The 22,707-nt window shown below is 69.7% G+C and carries 24 protein-coding genes; 8 read left to right on the top strand and 16 right to left on the bottom strand.

Annotated features, from left to right (window positions below; all coding sequences use genetic code 11):
- Window positions 1-57: 57 nt before the first annotated feature.
- The 4 genes from E3T42_RS12620 to purD all read right to left on the bottom strand — a co-directional run bounded on the left by E3T42_RS12620 (window position 58) and on the right by purD (window position 4,062).
- Complete coding sequence (locus tag E3T42_RS12620; RefSeq protein ID WP_134403101.1) at window positions 58-885, bottom strand: VOC family protein; 828 nt, start codon at window positions 883-885, stop codon at window positions 58-60.
- Window positions 886-986: 101 nt separating this feature from the next.
- Complete coding sequence (locus tag E3T42_RS12615; protein ID WP_134366761.1) at window positions 987-1,364, bottom strand: VOC family protein; 378 nt, start codon at window positions 1,362-1,364, stop codon at window positions 987-989.
- 93 nt (window positions 1,365-1,457) lie between these two features.
- A complete protein-coding gene (locus tag E3T42_RS12610; RefSeq protein ID WP_134366760.1) occupies window positions 1,458-2,435 on the bottom strand; it encodes a phosphoribosylaminoimidazolesuccinocarboxamide synthase in 978 nt (325 codons plus the stop codon).
- A 358-nt stretch (window positions 2,436-2,793) separates the two neighbouring features.
- Window positions 2,794-4,062, bottom strand: coding sequence for a phosphoribosylamine--glycine ligase (gene purD, locus E3T42_RS12605; RefSeq protein WP_134366759.1), 1,269 nt, complete (start codon window positions 4,060-4,062; stop codon window positions 2,794-2,796).
- A gap of 415 nt (window positions 4,063-4,477) precedes the next feature.
- Here purD and E3T42_RS12600 point away from each other — a divergent pair, with 415 nt between their 5' ends.
- Window positions 4,478-4,837, top strand: a complete 360-nt coding sequence (locus tag E3T42_RS12600; protein ID WP_134365003.1) for a sterol carrier family protein — start codon at window positions 4,478-4,480, stop codon at window positions 4,835-4,837.
- Between the two features lie 130 nt (window positions 4,838-4,967).
- On the opposite strand, the gene E3T42_RS12595 is transcribed toward E3T42_RS12600, so the two are convergent.
- Window positions 4,968-5,963: a ribokinase gene (locus tag E3T42_RS12595; RefSeq protein ID WP_134365004.1), complete on the bottom strand. Its 996-nt coding sequence runs from the start codon at window positions 5,961-5,963 to the stop codon at window positions 4,968-4,970.
- A gap of 184 nt (window positions 5,964-6,147) precedes the next feature.
- Here E3T42_RS12595 and E3T42_RS16890 point away from each other — a divergent pair, with 184 nt between their 5' ends.
- The 3 genes from E3T42_RS16890 to purM all read left to right on the top strand — a co-directional run bounded on the left by E3T42_RS16890 (window position 6,148) and on the right by purM (window position 9,401).
- The gene (locus E3T42_RS16890) at window positions 6,148-6,597 is read left to right on the top strand and encodes a hypothetical protein (protein ID WP_174776689.1); all 450 of its coding nucleotides are present in this window, start codon (window positions 6,148-6,150) and stop codon (window positions 6,595-6,597) included.
- 93 nt (window positions 6,598-6,690) lie between these two features.
- A complete protein-coding gene (purF, locus tag E3T42_RS12580; RefSeq protein ID WP_134365007.1) occupies window positions 6,691-8,301 on the top strand; it encodes an amidophosphoribosyltransferase in 1,611 nt (536 codons plus the stop codon).
- Window positions 8,298-9,401 carry a phosphoribosylformylglycinamidine cyclo-ligase gene (gene purM, locus E3T42_RS12575; RefSeq protein WP_134403099.1) on the top strand — a complete coding sequence of 368 codons (1,104 nt, stop codon included), beginning with the start codon at window positions 8,298-8,300 and terminating at the stop codon, window positions 9,399-9,401. Before purF ends, purM begins: the two co-directional genes overlap by 4 nt.
- 120 nt (window positions 9,402-9,521) lie before the next feature.
- On the opposite strand, the gene E3T42_RS12570 is transcribed toward purM, so the two are convergent.
- The 5 genes from E3T42_RS12570 to E3T42_RS12550 form a co-directional block, all read right to left on the bottom strand.
- Window positions 9,522-9,782 (bottom strand): DUF3073 domain-containing protein, encoded by a 261-nt coding sequence (locus E3T42_RS12570; RefSeq protein WP_134365009.1) that lies wholly within the window; start codon window positions 9,780-9,782, stop codon window positions 9,522-9,524.
- A 178-nt stretch (window positions 9,783-9,960) separates the two neighbouring features.
- Window positions 9,961-10,335 carry a fluoride efflux transporter CrcB gene (gene crcB, locus E3T42_RS12565; protein WP_134365010.1) on the bottom strand — a complete coding sequence of 125 codons (375 nt, stop codon included), beginning with the start codon at window positions 10,333-10,335 and terminating at the stop codon, window positions 9,961-9,963.
- The gene (locus E3T42_RS12560; protein ID WP_134365011.1) at window positions 10,332-10,754 is read right to left on the bottom strand and encodes a CrcB family protein; all 423 of its coding nucleotides are present in this window, start codon (window positions 10,752-10,754) and stop codon (window positions 10,332-10,334) included. The genes crcB and E3T42_RS12560 overlap by 4 nt, the downstream gene beginning before the upstream one ends.
- A 2-nt stretch (window positions 10,755-10,756) precedes the next feature.
- On the bottom strand, window positions 10,757-12,880 hold the full coding sequence (locus E3T42_RS12555; RefSeq protein WP_134365012.1) for an APC family permease: 2,124 nt from the start codon (window positions 12,878-12,880) through the stop codon (window positions 10,757-10,759).
- An 81-nt stretch (window positions 12,881-12,961) separates the two neighbouring features.
- Entirely contained in the window at window positions 12,962-13,402 is a 441-nt protein-coding gene (locus tag E3T42_RS12550; RefSeq protein ID WP_134365013.1) for a MarR family winged helix-turn-helix transcriptional regulator, read from the bottom strand.
- A gap of 42 nt (window positions 13,403-13,444) precedes the next feature.
- On the opposite strand from E3T42_RS12550, the gene E3T42_RS12545 reads away from it, so the two are divergent.
- On the top strand, window positions 13,445-13,711 hold the full coding sequence (locus E3T42_RS12545) for a hypothetical protein (protein ID WP_166787122.1): 267 nt from the start codon (window positions 13,445-13,447) through the stop codon (window positions 13,709-13,711).
- A 46-nt stretch (window positions 13,712-13,757) separates the two neighbouring features.
- Here E3T42_RS12545 and E3T42_RS12540 read toward each other — a convergent pair whose 3' ends face one another.
- Both E3T42_RS12540 and E3T42_RS12535 read right to left on the bottom strand, forming a co-directional pair.
- The gene (locus tag E3T42_RS12540; RefSeq protein ID WP_134365015.1) at window positions 13,758-14,402 is read right to left on the bottom strand and encodes a PadR family transcriptional regulator; all 645 of its coding nucleotides are present in this window, start codon (window positions 14,400-14,402) and stop codon (window positions 13,758-13,760) included.
- On the bottom strand, window positions 14,399-15,262 hold the full coding sequence (locus E3T42_RS12535) for a hypothetical protein (RefSeq protein WP_134365016.1): 864 nt from the start codon (window positions 15,260-15,262) through the stop codon (window positions 14,399-14,401). Before E3T42_RS12535 ends, E3T42_RS12540 begins: the two co-directional genes overlap by 4 nt.
- Window positions 15,263-15,508: 246 nt before the next feature.
- On the opposite strand from E3T42_RS12535, the gene E3T42_RS12530 reads away from it, so the two are divergent.
- Window positions 15,509-16,759 (top strand): serine hydrolase, encoded by a 1,251-nt coding sequence (locus E3T42_RS12530; RefSeq protein WP_160141073.1) that lies wholly within the window; start codon window positions 15,509-15,511, stop codon window positions 16,757-16,759.
- 55 nt (window positions 16,760-16,814) lie between these two features.
- Here the strand turns inward: E3T42_RS12530 and E3T42_RS12525 are convergent, their stop codons facing one another.
- Entirely contained in the window at window positions 16,815-17,654 is an 840-nt protein-coding gene (locus E3T42_RS12525) for a CPBP family intramembrane glutamic endopeptidase (protein WP_134365018.1), read from the bottom strand.
- Window positions 17,655-17,721: 67 nt separating this feature from the next.
- On the opposite strand from E3T42_RS12525, the gene E3T42_RS12520 reads away from it, so the two are divergent.
- Window positions 17,722-18,891 carry a M20/M25/M40 family metallo-hydrolase gene (locus E3T42_RS12520; protein ID WP_241976122.1) on the top strand — a complete coding sequence of 390 codons (1,170 nt, stop codon included), beginning with the start codon at window positions 17,722-17,724 and terminating at the stop codon, window positions 18,889-18,891.
- 72 nt (window positions 18,892-18,963) lie between these two features.
- Here the strand turns inward: E3T42_RS12520 and E3T42_RS12515 are convergent, their stop codons facing one another.
- From E3T42_RS12515 to E3T42_RS12505, 3 genes are all read right to left on the bottom strand, one after another.
- On the bottom strand, window positions 18,964-19,626 hold the full coding sequence (locus E3T42_RS12515) for a YitT family protein (protein WP_241976120.1): 663 nt from the start codon (window positions 19,624-19,626) through the stop codon (window positions 18,964-18,966).
- 435 nt (window positions 19,627-20,061) lie between these two features.
- Complete coding sequence (locus E3T42_RS12510; protein WP_134403098.1) at window positions 20,062-20,265, bottom strand: dodecin family protein; 204 nt, start codon at window positions 20,263-20,265, stop codon at window positions 20,062-20,064.
- 242 nt (window positions 20,266-20,507) lie between these two features.
- The gene (locus tag E3T42_RS12505) at window positions 20,508-21,161 is read right to left on the bottom strand and encodes a DUF4232 domain-containing protein (protein WP_134365020.1); all 654 of its coding nucleotides are present in this window, start codon (window positions 21,159-21,161) and stop codon (window positions 20,508-20,510) included.
- A gap of 113 nt (window positions 21,162-21,274) precedes the next feature.
- Here E3T42_RS12505 and E3T42_RS12500 point away from each other — a divergent pair, with 113 nt between their 5' ends.
- Window positions 21,275-22,639 (top strand): GAF domain-containing serine/threonine-protein kinase, encoded by a 1,365-nt coding sequence (locus E3T42_RS12500; RefSeq protein ID WP_134403097.1) that lies wholly within the window; start codon window positions 21,275-21,277, stop codon window positions 22,637-22,639.
- Window positions 22,640-22,707: the final 68 nt, after the last annotated feature.

Genomic DNA, 22,707 nt, shown 5'->3' with positions numbered 1-22,707 from the left:
CGCGGGCGCGGCGCGGGCGCGGCGCGGGCGCGGCACTGTGGGGCGCGGCGCCCCGGGCTACTTCGTGCGCACCACGATCTGGTTGCCCCACGGGTCGTCGAAGCCGAGGGTCTGCCCGTCGTGACGGGTCTGCACTCCGAAGTGGGACATCCGTTCGTTCAGGGCGCCGATGTCGTCGGTGCCGGGCAGGATGATGTCGACCTCGCCGAGCCCGAGGGCCAGGCGGCGCCGGCCGGAGCCCGCGCTGTTCCAGGTGTTCATGGCCATGTGGTGGTGGTAGCCGCCGGCGGAGACGAACAGGGCCGAGCCGCCGAGGCTGGCCGTGGCCTCGAAGCCGAGCCGGTCCACGTAGAACTCGCGGGCCGTGGCGACATCGCCGACGGAGAGGTGCACGTGGCCGACGATCGCGGTGCCGGTCGACGGATGCGCCTGCCCGTCCCGGGTGAGGTGCTCGCCGATGAAGGCGTTGGGGTCGAGGTAGAGGGTGGCCATCTCGACCTGGCCGTGGGTCCAGCTCCACTCGGTGCGGTCGCGGTCCCAGTAGAGCTCGATCCCGTTGCCCTCGGGGTCGTTGAAGTAGAAGGCCTGGCTGACCAAGTGATCGGCGCTGCCGGTGAACGATCCCGGATGCGTCGTGCCCACCGAGTAGACGGCCGCGGCGAGCTGCGCCTGCGTCTCGAACAGGATCGCGGTGTGGAAGAGTCCGCTCGACCGCGGCTCGGCGGCGGCCAACTCCGGGGCGTGCTGCAGGATCACGATCGGCGTGCTCCCGCGGCCGAGCACGGCGATCGGGCCGTCGTGGCTCAGCAGCGTGAGGGTCGCCGCATCTCGGTAGTACGCGATCATGGCGTCGAGGTTTCCGACGCGCAGGGTCACCGCGCCCATCCCGGTCGACGCGGGCAGGAGGTCGTTCGCAGATCTCGTCACACCTGCGTTAACGGATGCCGCGCGCCCCGTATTCCGCCGGCGGGCGACGGGCGGCCCGCTCAGTCCTCGTGCAGCTGGATCAGGTTGCCGCAGGTGTCGTCGAAGAGAACGGAGGTGCCGGAGGCATCCGTGCTCGGTTCGCCGATGAAATGCACGCCGAGGGCGCGGAGTCGCTCGTACTCGGCGCGCACATCGGGGGAGCCGAACACGATGGCCGGCAGGCCGAGGCTGCGGATGCCCTGCGCGTACTTCTGGGACACCCTGTTGTCGCTGGGCTCGAGGAGGAGGCCGACGCCGTCGGGATCTTCCGGGGACTTCACGACATAGAGCTGGTGCTCCGGCATCGTCAGCAATTCCTGGAATCCGAGCACGGACGTGTAGAAGTCGAACGCAGCGGCGGGGTCGTTCACGTGGACACTGCACATCTTGATACGCATGCGCGGAGCGTATCATTTTGCGGCCCGGAGCCGCGAAACTGTGACGCGCCGCGTCGTCGAGGAGGCCTCCGCCGGGCTGCGTCCGGCGCGGGATTACGCCGCGGAGGCGGCGTGCGTCAGGCGTTCGAGCAGCTCGAGGTAGCGGGCCGCGGTCTGCTCGATGATCTCGGCCGGGAGCTCCGGCGGAGTGCCCGTCTGGTCCCAGTGGGCGGCGAGCCAGTCGCGAACGATCTGCTTGTCGAAGCTGGCCATCCGTTGCTCGGGCGTCGTGCCCGACTGCCAGAGGGAGGCGTCCCAGTAGCGGCTCGAGTCGCTGGTGAGCACCTCGTCGGCAAGCGTGATGACGCCGGTGACGCGGTCGGCGCCGAACTCGAACTTGGTGTCGGCGAGAATCACGCCGGCCTTCTCGGCGATGCCGGAGGCGCGGCCGAAGATCTCCAGCGACAGGCGACGCAGCTCGGCGGCGACGGATGCCCCGACCAGCTCCACCGTGCGTTCGAACGAGATGTTCTCGTCGTGCTCGCCCATCGGGGCCTTCCAGGCGGGAGTGTAGATGGGCTCCGGCAGGCGGTCGCCGTTCTGCAGGCCGGCGGGCAGCGGGATGCCGCACACCGTCCGGGCGGTCTGGTATTCCTTCCAGCCCGATCCGGTCAGGTACCCGCGCACGACGCATTCGATCGGGAACATGTCCAGCGTCTTGCAGAGCATGGCGCGCCCGGCGACGGCCGCCGGGATCAGGCTGGTGACCGCGCCGTTGACGGTGTGGTCCGGCAGGAGGTGGTTGGGGATGCCCGCGAGCTGGTCGAACCACCACAGGCTGAGGGTGGTGAGCAGTTCGCCCTTGCCGGGGATGCCGGGTTCCAGCACGTGGTCGAAAGCGCTGACGCGGTCGCTGGCGACCACGAGCACGCGCGCGGCGGTGGCGAGGTCGGCGGCGGCATCCGTGTTTTGGTCCTGGTCCTGGTCCTGGTCCTGGGGAACGTAGAGGTCGCGCACCTTGCCCGAGTAGGCGTGGCGCCAGCCCGGAAGGTCGAGCGGGACGGATGCGGTGGGCTGGTCGTGTGCGGTCACGGCTACATTCTCGCGCACCAGCGCTCGTTGGCGCGAACGATCGGCTCGTCGGACGGGCTGGTGCCGCTCGCCCGGGGGGCTTACTCAGGAGAATCGCGCTGCCGGCGTCATTCGCCCGCGTGTTTCCGGGCGGTTCGGGCCGGTTCTCGCCGAGCGTCCTGAGTTGGCCACAACCGAGTCGGCGCCCGGGGTGGCGAGCCTCTCCGCCGGGGGCTGCATAACTACTGCAATTCGCTGCCCGGCGCTTGGTCCGCCGCGCGATTCCGGGAATCCGTCGAGACGGAGCGCGAAATTGCCGGAGTTATGCACATCGCGGACAGGGAAGGCGGGCGACTCTGCCGAGTGCGCGGTCCAGTGCTCAGTCGGCGACGCGCGCGGCGATGTCGGTGCGGTACTGGGCTCCCTCGAGGGTGATCAGGGCGAGAGCCTCGTAGGCGCGGGCGCGGGCATCCGTGAAGCCGTCGCCGACCGCGACGACGCTGAGCACCCGCCCGCCGGTGGAGACGAGGGCGCCGTCGATCACGGCGGTCGCCGCGTGCGCGACCGTGACGCCGGACACGCCGGATACCGCGCCGAGCCCGCCCAGCGGACGCCCGGTGACGGGCGCATCCGGGTAGTTCTCGCTGGCGAGCACGACCGTGACGCAGGCGTTGGCCGAGAAGACCGGGCGGGCCAGGCCGCCGAGCCCCCCGGTGGATGCAGCGAGCAGCAGGCCGGACAGCGGCGTGACCAGGCGGGGCAGCACGACCTGGGTTTCCGGGTCGCCGAACCGGGCGTTGAATTCGATCACCCGGATGCCGTCGACGGTCAGAATGAGCCCGCAGTAGAGCAGCCCGATGAAGGGGGTGGCTTCGGCGGCCAGCTGGCGCACGGTGGGGAGAGCGATCGTCTCGATGACCTCGTCGATGAAGGCCTGTTCGCTGCCGAATTCGGCGTCGAGCCAGGGCAGCGGCGAGTAGGCGCCCATGCCGCCGGTGTTGGGGCCGAGGTCGCCGTCGCCGAGGCGCTTGTAGTCCTGGGCGGGGGATAGCGGCAGCACAGTGTGGCCGTCGCTGAGCAGGAAAAGGGAGACCTCCTGCCCGTCGAGGAATTCCTCGATCAGCACGCTGCCGTGCTGCAGCCAGAAGGTGGCGTGGGCGAGCGCGGCGTCGCGGTCTGAGGTGACGAGCACGCCTTTGCCGGCGGCGAGTCCGTCGGCCTTGACTACGTAGGGGGCGCCGAATTCGTCCAGTGCGGAGGTGGCCTCGGCGAGCGAGCCGGCACGCTCGGCGCGTCCGGTGGGTACGCCGGCGGTGTCCATGATGCGCTTGGCGAAGGTCTTGCTGCCTTCGAGGGCGGCCGCGGCCTGGCCGGGCCCGAAGACGGGGATTCCGCGGGTGCGCAGCGCATCGGCGACACCGGCGACCAGGGGGGCCTCCGGCCCGACCACGACCAGCTCGATGCCGTTCAGGTTCGCGTAGTTGGTGACCTGCTCGGGGTCGGCCGGGTCGAGCGGCACCACCGGCACATCCCGGGCGATCCCGGCGTTGCCGGGCGCGGCCACGATGTCATGGCGGGGCTCCTCGCGGAGCAGCGCGGTGATGATGGCGTGCTCGCGGGCACCGGAACCGAGGACCAGAATCTTCACCCCGTCAGGTTAGCGGATGCCGTCGCTCCCGCTACGTCCACGGCGCGCCTCCGCGGCGCGGGACTCGTGGCCCCGAGAGTGCCCGTTCCGGTCGAGAGTGGCCGGCGGAACGGGCGCGCTCGACCGGAACGGGCACACTCGAGCTCGCGGATGGCGTGGGCAGCTGGGATCGCGGGGGAGTGTCGTGCTGTCGCGGGGGAGTGTCGTGGAGTGTCGTGCGGTCTCGGGGGAGTTGCGCGGGATGCGCGATGGCCCGGGATGGCGCGCGGCTGTTGCGCGGAAGCTACGCCGCTGCGCGCGTGGCGCGCCACCGGCGCAGCGCGGGGGCGGGGGGCACTGAGCGGCTCGTGCACGCGGGGGCACCGAGCAGCGCGCGGGGGCACTGAGCGGCTCGTGCACGCGGCAGACTGGAGGCATGGCACGAGCGAGGATCGACGACGGGGCGGGACGCGCGGCGGTGCGCGCGTTCGCGGCGGAGCAGGCGGCGGCGAGCCGGGACATCCGTGCGCTCGCAGTGCGCTACACGCTGCAGCTGCTGGCCGAGCAGGCCGCCGGCAACACCCTCGAGGTGCGGGTGCCGCCCTTCGGCGCCGTGCAGTGCATCGCCGGGCCGCGTCACACCCGCGGCACACCGCCGAACGTCGTCGAGACGGATGCCGCCACCTGGCTCGCCCTCGTCACCGGCACCCTGGCCTGGCCCGACGGGCTCGCGACCGGGCGCATCCACGCGTCCGGGAGCCGGGCCGACCTCGCCGCGCACCTCCCGCTGCTCTAGTCCGCGCTGCCCCGTCCCGCCGGCAGACCCGCTCGAGTTCCGCTCGAGCCGCTCTCCCGCCCGCTCTCCCGCCCGCTCTCGTGACCATGACTGTGACGGGGTCGGGGAGCGCGGGGTGCGCGGGAGGCTGTCAGGCGAGGATCGCGGTGACCTCAGCGAGGGTGGGCATCGAACTCGTCGCGCCCGGCCGTGTGACCGCCACGGACGATGCGACCGTCGCCCAGCGCACCGCATCGATCATGGCCGTCGCGCTGATGGACCGCCCGCCGATGGCCGCACCACCGGCACCACCCGCACCAACGCCAGCACCTCGACCCGCATCGCCGCCACCGGCTCCCGCGCCGCGGTCCGCGCCCGCGGCCAGCTGGGCGACGAGCACACCCACGAACGTGTCGCCGGCCGCGGTCGTATCGACGGCGCGCACCGGACGGGCCGGGGCCAGGCCCAGCACGGAGCCGTCGAACGCGACCACGGAGCCCTCCGCGCCCAGGGTGACGATCGCCCAGGTGCCGCCGGCGCTGAGCAGCTCGGCCGCCCGCACCGGGTCGCTCTGGCCGGTGAGGGCGGCGGCCTCGAGCCGGCCCGGCACGATCAGGTCGACCAGGTCGAGGAACCCGTCCGGCAGTGTCACCACCGGCGCCGGGGTGAGCACCGTGAAGACTCCGGCTGCCCGCGCCGCCGCGAGTCCCTCCACCAGCGCCGAGACGGGCAGTTCGCACTGCATCATCAGGAACGCCGCGCGCTCGATCGCCTCGCGTTGGGTGCGGCTCAGCGCGGTCAGTGCGGCGTTGGCGCCGGGAACGACGACGATCGAGTTCTCGCCCGAGTCGACGACGGCAGTATGCGCCGTGCCGGTCGGCTCGACGGCTGATTCCAGCCCGTCGTCCGGGATCCCCTCGCGCGCCAGCAGCCGGCGGATCTGCTCTCCGTGTGCGTCCTCGCCGACCATCCCCAGGAAGTCCACCCCCGCGTCGAGCCGGGCTGCGGCGACCGCCTGGTTCAGTCCCGCGCCGCCGGGCTCAGAACTGAAACCGGTTCCGAAAAGCGTCTCACCCGGCCGCGGCAACCGCGGCTGCCGCACGACGAGGTTCACGTTGGCGCTACCGAGTACCGCGATCCTGTTCACCGCACCAGTCTCGCATCCGCCCGGCTGAGCGCAGGTGCCCACGCGTGCGCCCCACCTGCCGCTATCCGCCTCGGCAAGGCGACAACTTGGGCGCACGCGCGATAGATCGCGGGATCACGCGGCGGCCGCAGCCGCCCGGGGAACGCCCAGCCTCGGTCCCGCGCGCCCGTGCGAGAATAGGGAGGTGACTTCAGCCCAGCAACCCGAGCACCTGTCCGCGGAGTCCGGAGCCGGCGAGTCCGGAGCCGGCGAGTCCGAAGCCGTCGAGTCCGGAGCCGGCGAGTCCGGAGCCGGCGAGACCGTGGTCGACAAGGCCAGCGTCACCGTGCGCCGTTCGCCGCGCTACTTCAACTTCATGATCCTCGGGGCCGTGATCGGTGCGATCACCGCCTTCATCCTCACCCTCGCCTTTCCGGCGAACGCCGAATTCGGCGCGGCCCAGGTCTTCGGATTCCTGCTGCTCGCCGGCGTCGCCCTTGGCGTCACCGTCGGCGCCGTCGCCGCGATCGTGATCGACCGTGTGATCGGCCGCCGTGCCCGCACGGTCGTCGTCGATAGACTGAACGCCCAAGGTTTGCGCGACGCCGGGGCACCGGATTCCGCATCCGGCTCCCGTCTTTCCGACCAGAACTGAGAACGCACGAATCTCAGAGCCCCGCACAACTCAGAGCACGCGATTCTCGGAGCCTAAGAACTCAGAGCACTGACAGTAAAAGAGGCATCCATTTTGGCTGGTGGCGACGGACTATTAAGTCACGATCTTCTTCCCGGTGAGAAGGGGCCGCAGGATGCCTGTGGCGTCTTCGGTGTCTGGGCGCCCGGCGAAGAGGTGGCCAAGCTCAGCTACTTCGGCCTGTACGCCCTGCAGCACCGCGGCCAGGAATCGGCCGGCATCGCCACCAGTGACGGCTCCAAGATCCTGATCTACAAGGACATGGGCCTGGTCTCCCAGGTCTTCAACGAGGCCGCGTTGAGCACCCTGATCGGCCATATCGCCGTCGGGCACACCCGCTACTCGACCACCGGCTCGTCGAGCTGGCAGAACGCGCAGCCGACCCTCGGTCGCACCTCGGGCGGCACGGTCGCCCTCGGCCACAACGGCAACCTCACCAACACGGCCGAACTCCTGCAGCTCGTGCACGAGCGCTACCCGAAGGTGGAGGGCGAGCTCGCCCGCGGCAACACCACCGACACCGCCGTGATCACCGCGCTGTTCACCGGCGACCTCGACCACACCCTGGAAGCCACGGCGCTCGAGGTGCTGCCCCGCCTCCGCGGCGCCTTCTGCCTCGTCTTCATGGACGAGACCACCCTCTACGCCGCCCGCGACCCGCAGGGCGTTCGCCCGCTGGTGCTGGGCCGCCTCGAGCGTGGCTGGGTCGTCGCCTCCGAAACCGCCGCCCTCGACATCGTCGGCGCCAGCTTCGTGCGCGAGGTCGAGCCGGGCGAGCTGATCACCATCGACGAGGACGGCCTGCGCACGCAGCGTTTCGCCGAGGCGAAGCCCGCCGGCTGCGTGTTCGAATACGTCTACCTGGCCCGCCCCGATACGACCATCGCCGGCCGTGGGGTGCACGAGGCGCGGGTCGAGATGGGTCGCCGCCTGGCCCAGGAATACCCGGTCGAGGCCGACCTGGTCATCCCGACCCCCGAATCCGGCACGCCGGCCGCGATCGGCTATGCGCAGGCCTCCGGCATCCCGTTCGGCCAGGGCCTGGTGAAGAACTCCTACGTGGGACGCACCTTCATCCAGCCGTCCGAGACCATCCGGCAGCGCGGCATCAAGCTCAAGCTCAACCCGCTCAAGGCCGTGATCAAGGGCAAGCGCCTGATCGTCGTCGACGACTCGATCGTGCGTGGCAACACCCAGCGCGCCCTGGTCAGCATGCTGCGGGAAGCCGGCGCCGCCGAGGTGCACGTGCGCATCTCGAGCCCGCCGATCACCTGGCCATGCTTCTACGGCATCGATTTCGCCTCCCGGGCCGAACTCATCGCGACCGGCCTCGGCGTCGACGAGGTGCGCCAGGCCATCGGCGCCGACTCGCTCGGTTACCTGTCACCCGAGGGCATGATCGCCGCCACCGAGCAGCCGCCCGAACGCCTGTGCACGGCCTGCTTCACCGGCGTCTACCCGATCCCGCTGCCCGACTCGGCGCACCTGGGCAAGAACCTGCTCGAACGACCCGCCGCAGCCTCGAATGGATGCGACCCGGGCCCCGACTCGGAATTCGAGCCTCTGCTCGACCCCGCTGAGCGCCTCGACCTCGACCCTCTTCACGAAGAAACCCTGGTCAAACAGGGCAAGTCCCCGATCGGCGATCCAGGAAGACAAGAATGAGCAACGCTTCATATGCGGCAGCCGGAGTAGACACCGCGGCCGGCGACCTGGCCGTCTCCCTGATGAAGGCCGCCGTCTCCAAGACGCACGGCCCCGAGGTGCTCGGCGGTTTCGGCGGTTTCGCCGGCCTCTACGACGTATCGTTCCTCACCTCCTACCGCCGCCCGCTGCTGGCCACGTCCACGGATGGCGTCGGCACCAAGGTCGCGATCGCCCAGGCCATCGACAAGCACGACACCATCGGCCAGGACCTGGTCGGGATGGTCGTCGACGACATTGTCGTGGTCGGGGCCCGCCCGCTCTTCATGACCGACTACATCGCCTGCGGCAAGGTCGTCCCCGAACGCATCGCGGACATCGTCGCCGGCATCGCCCGCGCCTGCGCCGACACCGGAACCGCCCTCGTCGGGGGCGAGACCGCCGAGCACCCCGGCCTGCTCGGCGTGGACGACTACGACGTCGCCGGCGCCGCCACCGGCGTGGTGGAGGCCGACCAGGTGCTCGGCGCCGAGAACGTGCGCCACGGCGACGTCGTCGTGGCGATGGCCTCCTCCGGGCTGCACTCCAACGGCTACTCGCTCGTGCGGCACATCCTCGCACAGCGCGGCATCGGCTACACCGACACCTCCGCCGAGCTCGGCGGCGTGGTCGGCGAGGTGCTGCTGGAGCCGACCCGCCTCTACACCGGACCGCTGCTCAGCGTGCTGGCCGACCCCGAACTGGCCGGCGTCGTGCACTCGCTCAGCCACGTCACCGGCGGCGGCATCGCGGCGAACCTCGCCCGCGTGCTCCCGCTCGGGGCCTGGGTCGAGGTCGACCGGTCCACCTGGTCCCCGTCCCCCGTCTTCCGGGTGCTCAGCGACATGGCGGGCGCCTCGCTGGAGAGCTCGGAGGGAACCTGGAACCTGGGTGTGGGCATGTTCGCCGTCGTCTCGGCGGATGCCGCGTCATCCGTGATCGCACGTCTCGCCGCCGACGGGATCCCGGCCTGGGTCGCCGGCCGCGTGTCGACCGCGCCGCACGACCTCGCGGGCTTCGAGCAGGGCGCCAAGGGCGTCAACGGCGGGGCCGTGCGCCTCGTCGGCGGTTACGCGAACTAGTCGGTCGCCGCGTGCGTTCAAATGGCCGCCATCGATGAAACGATGGCGGCCATTTGAGCGCACGCGCGAACGGATGATGCCCGGCGGTGACGGAGGGGGCCGACAGGGAGGGGCGCGGGGCTAGGCGCGCTTCTGCTCGTCTTCGGTCGCGTAGTGATCGACGTATTGGTCGTCGTCGTCGCCAGAAGCATCGTCGGAGCCCTTACCGGGCTTGCCGGCTTCGTATTCCGGCCACTTCGCCAGGTCTTCGTCGAGGCGCGGGTCATCGACCGGATGCCCGGTGAGCTCGCGTTCGAGCGCGTTGTAGTTGGTGTCCGGGCTGAAATACTTCAGCTCGCGGGCGACCTTGGTGTGCTTTGCTTTTTGACGGCCGCGCCCCATGCGTGACCCCCTAACGATGCCAGGCCGGGTGAGGAGTGAATCTCCCGGGAGTTGCCGAACGGAATGGTGAAAACTAGCCGTCAGTTTAGCATGATGACCCGCAGGCCCCACTGACGCGCTTGACGCTGTGCACTGCTCTGAAACCGCGCACTCGCTAGTGTACGACCGCGCGCTGGGATCAGCCTGAGCGGGCGAGCAGATACCCGGCGCCGCAGGCGAGGAATCCGAGCAGCAGAGTGCCGACCAGGTTGACCGCGCCGGCCCGCCAGCGCCCCCTGAGCAGGAGTTCGACCGTCTCGACGCTCCAGGTGCTGAAGGTGGTCAGCCCGCCGCAGACGCCGGTCAGGAGGATCAGGCGCAGTTCCAGAGAGACGGCCGCGCGCTCGGCCAGTCCGAGCACGACGCCGCCGACCAGCGCGCCCACAACGTTCACGATCAGCACGCCCAGGGGGAGTCGTCCGGGGCCGGCCGGCAGGGCGCGGGACACCAGGAAACGGATGACCGCTGCCGCGCCGCCGCAGACGAGCACGCCGAGGACCAAGCCGACGCTCACGGGGTGACCCCGGCATCCGTGCCGCCGAGTGGAAGGCGCTCTGCCGCGGCCCGGCCGCCCAGCCGGAGTCCCAGCGCCGCTGCCGCGAATCCGAGCAGGAGCGTGGCCGCGAGATAGGCCCAGGCCAGCGGCGAGAAACCCGCGGAGACCAGCGCCACCAGCGAGACCATCACGGCGGAGAAGGTCGTGAACGAGCCGAGCACGCCGCCCCCGAGGGCCGCCTTGAGCCAGGACGGCACGGCCGGCCGGGTCCAGAGGCCGGCCACCAGCCAGCCGAGCAGGAACGCGCCGACGACATTGGCGAGGAGCGTGCCGGCCGGGAATTCGGCGTCAGCGTGCGGGAGGGCCAGGTCGATTCCGAGCCGGAGGCCGGTGCCGGCCATTCCGCCCAGGAAGACGGCCGACCCCAGCCGCAGCATGGCTACTTTCGCTTTCGCCGGCGGGCGGCCGACGGCCGCGACTTCGGCGGGGTGACGCCCACGACGGCCGACTGCCTGACCGGGATCTCCTTGGTGGCCGGGGCGAGCGGTCGCCGTGGGATCGGGCGGGGACGCACGGGCTCGCCGCGCCGGTCCTGCCCGGGCACGGGGCGTGAGCGCCGCCCGTAGATGAGCTCGGAGGAGTCGAGCAGCCAGGGCACGAGCGCGATGGTGACGCCGTGCACGAGCATCAGTTTCTGGCGCAGCCGCCGGGCCTTGTGGTTGTGCAGCAGGCTCTCCCACCAATGCCCCACGATGTAGATCGGCGTGTACACGGTGACGACCTCGGAGCCGTGGTCCTCGCGACGATCCTTGATGTAGCTGATCAACGGCCAGCTGATGTCCCGGTAGGGAGACTGCACGATGTGCAGCGGCACCTGGATGTTCTGCTTCACCCAGGCGCGCTTGAGCTCCTTGGTCTCCTCGTTGTCGATCGAGATGTGCACGGCCTCGATGCTCTCGTGCCGGGCGGCGATCGCGTAGTCGAGTGCCTTGAGCACGGGCTTCTGCATCTTGCCCACCAGCACGATCGCGTGGTCGCCCTGGGAGCCGAACGTCGTCTCCGAGTCGACTTCGATTTCCTTGGCGACGTCCCGGTAGTACCGGTTGACGCCGAGCATGAGGGTGAACAGCACCGGCATCAGCACGAACACGAGCCAGGCGCCGTGGGTGAACTTGGTGATGGTCACCACGATCAGCACCACCCCGGTCAGGAGGGCGCCGAAACCGTTGATGGACAGGCTGGCGACGATGGATGCCCGGTTCGGCGGGTTCGTCTTGAGCAGGGACAGCCAGTGCCGCACCATGCCGGTCTGCCCGAGCGTGAAGGAGACGAAGACGCCGATGATGTACAGCTGGATCAGCACGGTCAGGTTGGCCTGGTAGATGACCAGGATCACACAGGCGAAGAACGCGAGCAGCAGCACGCCGTTCGAGTAGATCAGGCGGTCACCGCGGGTGCTGAGCGACTTCGGCGCGTAGGAGTCCTTGGCGAGCACCGAGCCGAGCAGGGGGAAGCCGTTGAACGCCGTGTTGGCGGCCAGGAGGAGCACGGCCGCGGTCGCGGCCTGCAGCACGAAGAACATGATCGAGTTGTTGCCGAAGGTGGCCGCCGCGATCTGCGCGATCAGGCTGCGCTGCGGGGAGGTGGCGCATTCCTGCCAGCCGATCAAGTCGCAGGGGTTCTCCGCGTAGTGCACCTTGGAGAAGAGGGCCAGGGTCGTCAGCCCGACGAAGAGCGTGATGGCGATGCCACCCATGAGCACCAGCGTGCGCTGGGCGTTCTTTACCTTGGGATGCTTGAACGCGGGCACCCCGTTGGCGATCGCCTCGACGCCGGTGAGCGCGCTGCATCCGCTGGCGAAGGATCGCAGCAGCAGCAGGATGAACGCGGACTGGGCGAGGTTCTGGGCCTCCACCTCGTAGCCCGCGGATTCGGCCATCGGGGTGTCGCCCAGGGCGACCCGGGTGAGACCGACGACGACCATCAGGAGCACGCTCGCGATGAAGAGGTAGGTCGGGATGGCGAACGCCTTGCTGGATTCGTGCACACCCCGCAGGTTGACCGCCGCCAGCAGGATCACGAAGAAGACGGCGAACTCCACCCGGAAGGGAGCGAGTCCCGGGAGGGCGGAGATGATGTTATCCACGCCGCTGGCCACCGACACGACCACGGTCATGACGTAGTCCACCAGCAGGGCGGAGGCGACGACCAGGCCGGCCTTCTCGCCGAGGTTCTTGTGCGCGACCTCGTAGTCGCCGCCGCCGGACGGGTACGCCTTGATCAGCTGGCGGTAGGAGGCGGTGACCACCACGAGCAGCAGCACGACGACGGCCGCGACCCACGGTGCGAAGCTGAGAAAGGCCAGCCCGCCGAGGGTGAGGATCATCAGGAGCTCTTGCGGGGCGTAGGCCACGCTCGACAGCGGGTCGCTCGCGAAGATCGGCAGGGCGAGGTGCTTGGGCAGCAACTGGCCTTCGAGCTTCTCCGTCGAGAGAGGGTCGCCGATGATCCACCGTTTCGGTGATCGTGTTTCTGGTGCCGGGGGGCTTACCTCTGGAGTCACGAGGGTCGACACTACTCCCTTGCACACTTCTGACAAAACAGTGACAGAGTGCCGACCCTGCGGCGTGTCGCCTGCGCGGGGTCAGTGCGTGTGTGACGCCTCGATAACCCGCCACAGCGACCGGCGCAGAACATCGAGTTCATCCATGCTCATTCCGAGCCTGTCGATGATGCGCGGGGGGATCGTGCGGGCCTCCTCGCGCAGCAGGCGCCCGGCGTCGGTGAGGGATACGTCGAGCACGCGTTCGTCGTGTTCGTTGCGCTCCCGGGTGACCAAACCGGCGACCTCCAGCCGCTTCAGGAGCGGCGACAGGGTGGCCGGCTCGAGGCGGAGCTCCACGGCGAGGTCCTTCACCGAGCGGGGGCTGCGCCCCCAGAGCGCCAGCATGACCAGGTACTGCGGATGGGTGAGCCCATAGGGCTCGAGGATCGGGCGGTAGATCGAGATCACGCTGCGCGACGCGATCGCCAGCGCGAAGCAGACCTGGTCCTCGAGGCGGAGGAGGTCGGCGGCATCCGTCACTCGGGCAACCTTCCATCGGCTTTAGTTAGTACACTAATGATTATGACACGTACTAACAAGAAGCCGCGCGCCGAGCGCGGCCTGGCCGGCGTCATCGCCCGCCTCAACGGCCGGCTCCTGCCCTGGATCGGCCCGCCGCCCCTCGGGCCGTACGACACGGTCAGTGCAGAAGAGGTGCAGGCGACGCAGGCCCGATCGGTTTGCCCCATCTGCGGGGCCCTGATGTCCCTGCACGAGATCGACCGCTCGGGGGAGCGCACGCAGGTGCACCACCCCACCCCCGAGCAGGTCGCCGAGCGCTCCGCCTGACGGCGGGTTGCGCGGCGGCCCGCACGGGTTCAGCGGCAGAGGTGGTTCAGCGGGAGAGTGAGGCGAGGATGCCCTCGCGCACCTCGGCCAGGCGGCGGCGCAGCTCCGGCACGGTGTCGGTGGGCACCAGCGAGCGGGAGGCCTGCCCGCGCAGGTCCGCCCGCAGCTGCTGACGGAATTCGTTCAACACCATGTCGGCCTCGTGGATGGCGCGACTCGACTCGGCCCGCGGGTCCGCGCCCGGACCGGTGCTTCCGGAGCCGCTCGTGCCTGTGCCGCCGGCTCCCCGGACGGGACCCTCTCCCCTGGCCTGGCGTTTGGCGGAGGCCAGGTCGGCGCGCAGACTCTTCATCGCCGCGGTGACTCCCGAGCGCACCTCATCGGCCAGCCGCCGAACGGAGTCCGTGACCTCGGTCTCGATCGCGTCGAGTTCACCCTGGCGGGCGAGCAGTTCGGCGCGTCCGGCGTCGGTGATCTCGTAGACGGTCTTACGGCCGTCCGTCGACTTGGTGACCAGGCCTTCCTCTTCCAGCTTGGCCAGGCGCGGGTAGATCGTTCCGGCGCTGGGAATATAGGTTCCGCCGAACCGGTCGCTGAGCGCCTGGATCAGCTCATAGCCGTGCCGGGGCTGTTCGGCCAGCAGGCTGAGCAGGTAGAGGCGCAGGCTGCCGTGCGCGAAGACGGGGGTCATTCCCACACCTCCCCGGCCGTGTCGGCGGCGGACTCGCCCTGGGGGCCGCCGGCCTCGGCGCTCCGCCGCACCACGGAGATGTCACCGGAGACCGAGTTGGCGTACAGGTCGAGCCAGCTGCCGTCGAGCACGCCGGTGCTGGATTCGTAGCCCTTGCCGAAGGTGCCGCGGATCGTCTGGTCGTCGAGCTGCAGGGTGCCGGACACGGTATTGAGGTGGTACTTGGTCCCGACGTCCGCGCCGAGGCGCACGGTCAGGTTGCCGCTGACCGTGTTCGTGTTGATGGAATCCGGGGTGCCCTCGATGTCGAGGAAGACATCGCTGGTGACGCCGTCGAGGCTGAACCTGCGGATGTCGCCGCTGGCCGTGATCTCGCCGGAGACCGTGTGCGCGACGATGCTGCCGTCGTGGTTGCGCACCTGCATCTCGCCGTTCACGCCATTGAGCTCGAGGTCGCCGGTCACCCCGTCGACCACGATGTCGCCCGACACAGTGCTGACGCGGCCGCCGTTGCGGAGCCCGGAGATCAGGGCGTCGGCCGTGATCACGCCGAATTTCAGCGCGACGTCGCGGGGGACCATGATGCTGACGTCGGCCTTCGCGGTGCCGCGGAATGAGGCGAACACCTCGATGAAGTTGTCCCAGCGCAGCTGGGGGTGGTCGATCTCCAGGGTGTCGCCGTCGAGCGAGATCTTGAGATCCTTGCCGCTCACGCTGTGCACTTCAACCCGGGTCACCGGGTCGTCGTGGCCGATGACGTCGATCTTGCCGCCGATCATGCCCACCTTGAGATTGCGCACCAGCTCGATATCGATCACCTTGGTTTGTCCAGGGGTGACCAGCCATTTTTCCAGGGCCATTGAATTCTCCTTCGTGCCGCGGCATCCGTGTGAAGCGGATGCCCACAGGTTTGTCGCGATATATCGCGACGTGTTCGAATCAAGATATATCGCGTTTCTGTGAATGGCAAGTGTGGCGGTCAGGTTCGCGGTGCCCGGATGAGGCATTCTGGAGGCAGGCATGGGGGGAATGCAGTGGAAATTTTCATGGGGGATCGCATCGGAGCACGCAGGGGGAGGTTGCGCCGGCGCAGATCGATCAGGCCGGTGGCGCTGGTTGTCGCAGCCGTCGTGGTGTCGGGCGTCCTGTCGGGATGTTCACCGGACGCCGGCGGGGGCGGGCACCGGAAAGGCGGGGCATTCACGGTCGATGTCACCGAGCGCCTGGACGCGGCCGTGGCCGACGCGATCGGCCGGTCCGGGGCATCCGGGGCCGTGGTGGGCGTCTGGGCCGACGGAACCGGCGAATGGGAGGCCGCGCCGGGGACGACGACCATCGGCGGCACGGAGGCGATGAGCACGGAGATGCGGTTCCGGATCGGGACGAACACCACCGCGATGACCTGCACCGTGTTACTCCGGCTCGTGGAGGAGGGCACGGTCGCGCTCGACGACCCGGTCGCCACCTACCTGGGCCGCCTCGTCGGCGTCGGGGACATCACCCTCGGCCAGCTGTGTCAGAACACGTCCAGTCTGGCCGGCCAGGACACGGAACAGACGGCTCAGTTCGTGAACAACCCGACCCGCTCCTGGCCGGCGCTGGAGCTTGTGTCGAATGGACTGTCCGCGCCCCGGACGGGTGCGCCGGGTGGCACCTGGGTGCAGTCGAGCACCGGGATCGTTCTGCTCGGCATGGCGCTCGAGCAGGCCACCGGCAAGGATTGGCGCGCGCTCTACCGCCAGTACATCTTCAACCCGTTGAACCTGGATGACACCTCGTTCCCGGCTGCCGACGACCTGCAGATCCCCGGCGCGCATCCGCAGGGCTACGCGACGCAGCGCAGCACGGACGGCCAGCCGAACTGCGAGATCATGCTCGACGACACCGAGCTGTCCATCTCGATGACCGGTGTGGCCGGCGGCGTCGTCTCGACACTGGCGGACATGCGCACGTGGGCGGACGTGCTCGCCGTGGGCAGTGTGCTCGGCCCGGCATCCGTGGAGGTCCAGTGGTCCACCGTGGCGCAGGACGCCAACGCTCCCGCCTGGCGGCGCTACGGCCTGGGCGCCGAGCAGCTGGGCCCGCTGCGCGGGCGGGCGGGGGCGATCCCCGGATTCATCTCGGCGACCCTGTCCGATCCCGCCGGGGGTCTGACGGTGGTGGTCGCGCTGAACAACTCGACCGCCGGAGGCAACTTCGCCCTGGCGCTGGCCCGGCAGCTGGCCGCCATCGCCACCCCGGCCACGGCGGCCGGCACGGACCGGGAGCCGCTGACCCTGCCCTGGTCGGAGGACGCGGCCCGGGCCGACCTCGAGGCGGGGACGGTGTGCCCGGTTCCGGCGGCGGCCGCGGGGTAGCTCAGCTTCAGTCTCAGTCTCAGTCTCAGTCTCAGTCTCAGTCTCAGTCTCAGTCTCAGTAGACGAAGATCGGCAGCCAGTCCCGCGTGTGCGCGTGCACGATCACCAGGAAGACCACCAGGTCGAACAGCAGGTGCACGCACACGACGTAGGTCAGTGACTTGGTGAGCTTGAATGTGTAGCCCTGCAGCAGCGCGAACGGGAAGGTCATCAGCGGGCCCCAGCTCTGGTAGCCCAGCTCCCAGAGGAACGAGGTGAAGATGACGGCCTGCAGCAGGTTCGCCTGCCAGTCGGGGAAGTGCCGGCGCAGCAGGGCGAACGCCGTGCAGATGAAGAACAGTTCGTCCCAGATGCCCACGAAGCCCACGCCCACGAAAAGCCGGGCGATCTCGTCGGGAGCGGTGACCGTCGGCCAGTTGCGGTACGCCCCCGACCGAATGAAATAGGTCGGCAGGATGAGGTAGCCCAGCAGCACCACGAGCGGCAGGTACCAGCGCTCCAGGGCGGTCCAGCGCTGGCCGGTGCGGATCGGGAACCGGATGGCGTGGTCGCGGTAGAGGTAGCGCGAGGCCAGGTACGGCACGAGCACCGAGAGGGTGAGCACGCTGCCCATCAGGGCCATGTTCGGGTAGCTGATGTGGGCCTCGACCGAGATAGTGCTGATGATCAGCAGCCCGACCGCGATCAGAAGCAGGTCCCGGAACAGGGCCCGGTCGATCAGGAAGGCGAGCCCGACCGCGGCGGCGAGCACGGTGTAGCCGGAGACCGGGTCGCGCAGACCGAACAGCAGCACGGCCGAGGCCGAGAGCAGCGCCGCCGGCAGCAGTCCCCAGGAGGCGCGCGGGGCCATCCGTGGGGCCGAAGTCGTCGTTTCGGGTGCCGCGCCATCGTGCATGCCACATGGTACCGAACCGCTCTCGCAAACGGGTGGGCGGGGCGCACCCGGCCGCTAGGTTGGGGGTGTGAATCCAGAGCCAGGACCCGACCCGGTCGCCGTGATGCAGGCGCTCATCGCCATCGATTCGGTCAACCCCGACCTCGTGCCGGGCGCGGCCGGCGAACGTATGATCGCGGCCTGGTGCGCCGACTGGCTCACCGGCCACGGGTTCGAGGTGCACCGCCTCGAGCGGCACCCCGGGCGCCCCACGATCGTCGGGCTCAGACGCGGCACCGGCGGCGGGCGATCCCTGATGCTCAACGGCCACCTCGACACCGTCGGGGTCGGCGGCTACCTCGGCGACCCGTTCGCCGGCGAACGGCGGGACGGACGCGTGTTCGGGCGCGGCTCCTTCGATATGAAGGGCGGGGTCGCCGCCATCCTCGTCGCGGCGGCGCGCGCCACGAGCGGAGGGACCTCCGGGGTGTCCGCGCTCGCCGGGGACGTGCTCGTCACCCTCGTCGCCGACGAGGAGTTCGGCAGCCTCGGCACCGAGGAGGCGCTGGCCCGGTTCCGCGCCGACGCGGCGATCGTGGCCGAGCCCAGCGAACTGTGCCTCACGCTCGCGCACCGGGGCTTCGCCTGGTTCGAGGTTGAGCTCACCGGACTCGCCGCCCACGGCTCCCAGCCGGAGCGGGGCGTCGACGCCATCGCGCACGCCGGGCTGGTGCTCTCCGCCCTCGACGGGCTGCGGGCGGAGATCGAGGCGGCGCCGGCGCATCCGCTGCTCGGTCACGGCACCGTGCGGGTCTCGACCATCACCGGGGGCACGGATGCCGCAACCGTCGCCGCGGTCTGCACCCTCACGATCGAGCGGCGCACGCTGCCCGGGCAGACCCCCGACGCAGTCGAGGCCGAACTCCGGGGCCTCCTCGACCGGCTCGCGGCGGGCGTGCCCGACTTCGCCTACCGGCTCACCCGGCTGGTCGCCCGGGCCGCGTTCGAGGCCGACCCGGCCTGGGCGATCGTGCGCACGCTCAGCGCCCAGGCCGAGCGGGTGCTCGGCCACAGCCAGACGGTGCGCGGCGAGCCCTTCTGGACCGACGCGGGACTGATCCACGAGGCGGGCATCCCGTGCCTGGTCGTGGGCGTGGCCGGCGGCGGCGCGCACGCCGACACGGAGTGGGCGGATGAGGCATCCGTCTACCGGCTGACCGATATGCTGGCCGGCACGATCGCCGACTTCTGCGGCTGAGCGGCTGCGCCCGGTCCCCCTTCCCGTCCCCCTTCCTCCTCTCGCGGCTCTCGCGGCCGGTGGGGCGGGGCGTCAGTTGGCGGGGCTGTCGATCGAGGGTTCCGTGGGGGTCGTGTCGCCTTCGAGGGCCTCCTCGAGCCGGGGGTCCGCGGCGGCGGCCGGGAGGGTGATCGCGAAGAGCGGGATGGTCCAGTGGCAGAGCGGGCCGACGAGCACCGCGAAGAGAACCGTGCCGATGCCCACGTTGCCGCCGAGGGCCCAGCCGATGCCGAGCACGATGACCTCGATGCCGGTGCGCACGATCCAGATGCGCCAGCCGGTGCGTTTGTGCAGGCCGGTCATCAACCCGTCGCGCGGGCCGGGGCCGAAGTGTGCGCCGATGTAGAGGCCGGTTGCCACCGCGAGAGTCAGCAGGCCGGCCGCGAACAGGAGCACGCGTAGCCAGAGGTCGAGGTCCGCCGGGATCAGTCGCAGGCCGACATCCGCTGCCGGTCCGACCAGGAGCGCGTTCATCACGGTGCCGACGCCGGGCTTCTGCCGGATCGGGATCCAGAGCAGCAGCACCACACCGCTGATCAGGATGGTGACGAGCCCAAAGCCGAGGTGGGTGCGGCTGTCGATGCCCTGCGTGAGCACGTCCCAGGGGGCGACGCCGATGCCGCCGCGCACGATCAGCGCGATCCCGATGCCGTACAGGAAGAGGCCGATGAGCAGCTGGGTGAGACGACGGGTCATGGAACACCATCCAATGGCACTATTGGCCTGTCGCCAAATTCCGCAACCCGACCGGCCAAATCATGCCATGCCGGCCGAGGGCGTCAGCGGGTGCTCGCCGCCGCCGGCCAGGGCACGGTGCTGATCAGCGAGGAGGACATCGTCGAATTCGTTAGGTGGCCCGAATCGTGTCTTTGGCGAGTTCATGCGGTTTCCGGCATATGCGGACCCCGGCCTGGTTAGCACACCCGTTCTCGACCAACTGATCATCACTCGCCGGCTGACCGAGGTGCCCGCCATCCTGCAGTAGCGCCGCAGTCAACTCCGCCCCGCGCGCACCAATTCGACGGAGATTTTGGCGATTTGGGGCCGTCATGCCCCAAAACAGGCTCCGGGGAGCAAAATCTCCGTCGAATTCGTTAGGGGCGTGGGCTGCGGAGTGTCCTCACCGCCGGGCTAGTCCTCGAGGACGAAAGTCACTTCGATGACGACGTCCCACGAGGTGATTTTGCCGTCGTCGACGACGACCTTCTGCTCCTTGACCCAGGCCCCGGAGATGCCGCGCAGGGTCCTGTGGGCCCGCTCGATCCCGGCCGAGACGGCATCCTCGAATGACTTCTCGGACCGGACGCTCAGTGTTGTCACGCGTGCCACAGACATGGTTGCTCCTCTATACATGGATTACTCGGGCTGATGGGGCTTCGTGCCGCTGAGGGTACGCCGATCCGCCGATCCGCGCCCGCACCAATTCGACGGAGATTTTGCCGAAATCGGGCTGTTTCGGTCCAAAACAGGCTCCGGGGAGCAAAATCTCCGTCGAATTGGTTAGAGGCACGAGCCTGGGGGCGGGCGCGGTGCCCAACCTTCCGGGCGAGGGCGGCCGGGAACGCTGAGTCGCTGCGCTAGAACGAGACGGGGGCGGGGGCCAGCGGTCGGGTGCGCACCAGCACCGTGCTGTCGTCGCTGCAACCCTCGATCGGGTTCGGCGTGGCCACACGCTCGGCCGCGTCCCACTCCGGCAGGGTCACGGCGAGGGCGGTGACCGGCACGATCGCGCAATCCGGGTGCGCGCCCGCCTGCGTGAGGTGCAGCAGGCTGTAAGCGGATGCGCCGGGCGCCACCGGCACAACGCTCACGGTGCTCTCTTCGACGCCGGACACCGCCCCGATCGTCTCACCGGAGTTGGAGTCGATCAGAGTAACCACCGGGTAGCCCTGGACCGAACACTCCACCGAGCCGGTGTTCGTCAGCCGCAGGTCCCAGTAGAAGCTGCTCATGCCGCTGTCATGGGGCCGGGCCTGCAGCGACAGCGCCAGGTGGTCGCGGGTACAGACGCCCGGTTCGGCGCGGGGTGGCGTGGTCGGCGTCGCGGTCGGCGCCGCTGAGGCGGTCGGAGTGGTCGTCGCCGTCGGGGTGGCCGCCGTGGTCGAACGCGGTGACTGGGAACCGCCGACCGGGCCGCGGGCGGGCGCCGCGCATCCGGCCAGCACCAGAACCACCGCAGCGCACTCGAGCCAGGTTGCCTGTACCCGCCCGAGACTCCGCATCCCCGTCATAGCCTCAGTGTGGCACCATCGGGCCAGCGGCGCCCGCCGGAGATGAGTGTGGCGAATGATGTGAGAAATCGTCCTCGCGGGTGTCCTAGACTAATCCTCAAAAGGGGGGTCCGATGACCGAGGGATCACCGGGTTTCCTGAACGGCCGTTACCGGTTGAAGGACCTGATCGGCCGTGGCGGCATGGCCTCGGTTTACCGCGCCACCGACGAGCGGTTGGGCCGGGACGTCGCGATCAAGATCTTCGATGCCGCCGCCGCGACCGAGATCGACATCGCACGGCAGCAAGCGGAGATCAACGTCCTGGCGAGCCTGAACCACCACAGCGTGACCACACTGTTCGACGTCGGCGTGCACCGCGCAGACGCCGGGCGGCCGCGGATCTACCTGGTGATGGAACTCGTGGCCGGGGCGGACCTCCGGCGCAGGCTCGACCAGGACCCGCTGTCCACCCGCCACATCGCGCAGGTCGGTTACGACCTCGCCGAGGGCCTGGACTACATCCACGGCCGCGGGGTCGTGCACCGTGACATCAAACCGGCCAATATTCTCCTGGCCGAATACAGCTCCGATTCGAGAACGCGGGCCAGGCTCACCGATTTCGGCATCGCCCTGTTCCCGGACGCCGCGCGGATGACCAACCAGGGCCTGACGACCGGCACGGCCGCCTACCTCAGCCCCGAACAGGCCCGCGGCGACCGGGTGGGCCCTCCCAGCGACATCTACGCCCTGGGACTCGTGCTCCTGGAATGCTTCACCGGCGAGACGGCGTTTCCCGGACAGCCCGTCCAGTCGGCCGTGGCCAGGCTCCTTGGGGATCCGGCCATGCCGGAGACCCTCGCTCCGGCGTGGCGCGATCTGCTCACGTCGATGCTGGCACGCGACCCCGAGCAGCGCCCGCCCGCCGCGGATGTCGTGCTCGCCCTGCGGCAGGCTGTCATCGCCGAAACCGGCCGGCACCGCGTCATGGAGACTCACCACCTGGACGCCGATGAACCCCAGCGGCTCGACGAGGTGGCCCGCCTCGAGATTCTCGACACCCCTCCGGACGGCACCTTCGACCGGATCGCAGCCCTCGCCGCGCGGGTGTTCTCCGTGCCGATCGCCATCGTCAGCATCGTTGACACCGACCGAATCTGGTTCAAGGCACATCACGGACTCGACCTCAAGGAGATCCCGCGCGACCCCGGGCTCTGTGCGTCGGCCATTCTCTCCGAAGGCCCGTGGCTGATAGAGGATGCCCGCCGCGATCCGCGCGCGCTGGCGAACCCGCTCGTGGCCGAGGGGTTCGGCCTGCAGTTCTACGCCGGCGTTCCGCTGACGACCCAGAACGGGTACAACCTGGGCACTCTGTGCGTGCTGGACCACGAGCCACGAACGGTGACAGCGGAGGAGATCGCCACCCTCGAAGACCTGGCCGCGCTCGTGATGAACGAGCTCGAACTCCGCCTCGAAAGCCGCCGCGCAGTCCACCACTAGTTCGAATGGGCACCTGATACAGTGCTGTCTGAATCCAAACGGGGGCACCGGCTGGCAAGCGGCCGAGA

The organism is Cryobacterium sp. TMT4-10 (assembly GCF_004403275.1).
GTDB classification, from domain to species: Bacteria; Actinomycetota; Actinomycetes; order Actinomycetales; family Microbacteriaceae; genus Cryobacterium; species Cryobacterium shii.
Note: the sequence above shows the minus strand (reverse complement) of the source record. Positions and strands in the feature narration are given on the sequence as shown.

Excerpts from the sequence above, each read along its gene's own strand:
- E3T42_RS12620 (WP_134403101.1), bottom strand. The coding sequence starts at position 885 with ATGGGCGCGGTGACCCTGCGCGTCGGAAACCTCGACGCCATGATCGCG.
- E3T42_RS12615 (WP_134366761.1), bottom strand. The coding sequence starts at position 1,364 with ATGCGTATCAAGATGTGCAGTGTCCACGTGAACGACCCCGCCGCTGCG.
- E3T42_RS12600 (WP_134365003.1), top strand. The coding sequence starts at position 4,478 with ATGGCACGAGCGAGGATCGACGACGGGGCGGGACGCGCGGCGGTGCGC.
- purM (WP_134403099.1), top strand. The coding sequence starts at position 8,298 with ATGAGCAACGCTTCATATGCGGCAGCCGGAGTAGACACCGCGGCCGGC.
- E3T42_RS12570 (WP_134365009.1), bottom strand. The coding sequence starts at position 9,782 with ATGGGGCGCGGCCGTCAAAAAGCAAAGCACACCAAGGTCGCCCGCGAG.
- E3T42_RS12560 (WP_134365011.1), bottom strand. The coding sequence starts at position 10,754 with ATGCTGCGGCTGGGGTCGGCCGTCTTCCTGGGCGGAATGGCCGGCACC.
- E3T42_RS12545 (WP_166787122.1), top strand. The coding sequence starts at position 13,445 with ATGACACGTACTAACAAGAAGCCGCGCGCCGAGCGCGGCCTGGCCGGC.
- E3T42_RS12540 (WP_134365015.1), bottom strand. The coding sequence starts at position 14,402 with ATGACCCCCGTCTTCGCGCACGGCAGCCTGCGCCTCTACCTGCTCAGC.
- E3T42_RS12535 (WP_134365016.1), bottom strand. The coding sequence starts at position 15,262 with ATGGCCCTGGAAAAATGGCTGGTCACCCCTGGACAAACCAAGGTGATC.
- E3T42_RS12525 (WP_134365018.1), bottom strand. The coding sequence starts at position 17,654 with ATGCACGATGGCGCGGCACCCGAAACGACGACTTCGGCCCCACGGATG.
- E3T42_RS12515 (WP_241976120.1), bottom strand. The coding sequence starts at position 19,626 with ATGACCCGTCGTCTCACCCAGCTGCTCATCGGCCTCTTCCTGTACGGC.
- E3T42_RS12510 (WP_134403098.1), bottom strand. The coding sequence starts at position 20,265 with ATGTCTGTGGCACGCGTGACAACACTGAGCGTCCGGTCCGAGAAGTCA.
- E3T42_RS12505 (WP_134365020.1), bottom strand. The coding sequence starts at position 21,161 with ATGACGGGGATGCGGAGTCTCGGGCGGGTACAGGCAACCTGGCTCGAG.
- E3T42_RS12500 (WP_134403097.1), top strand. The coding sequence starts at position 21,275 with ATGACCGAGGGATCACCGGGTTTCCTGAACGGCCGTTACCGGTTGAAG.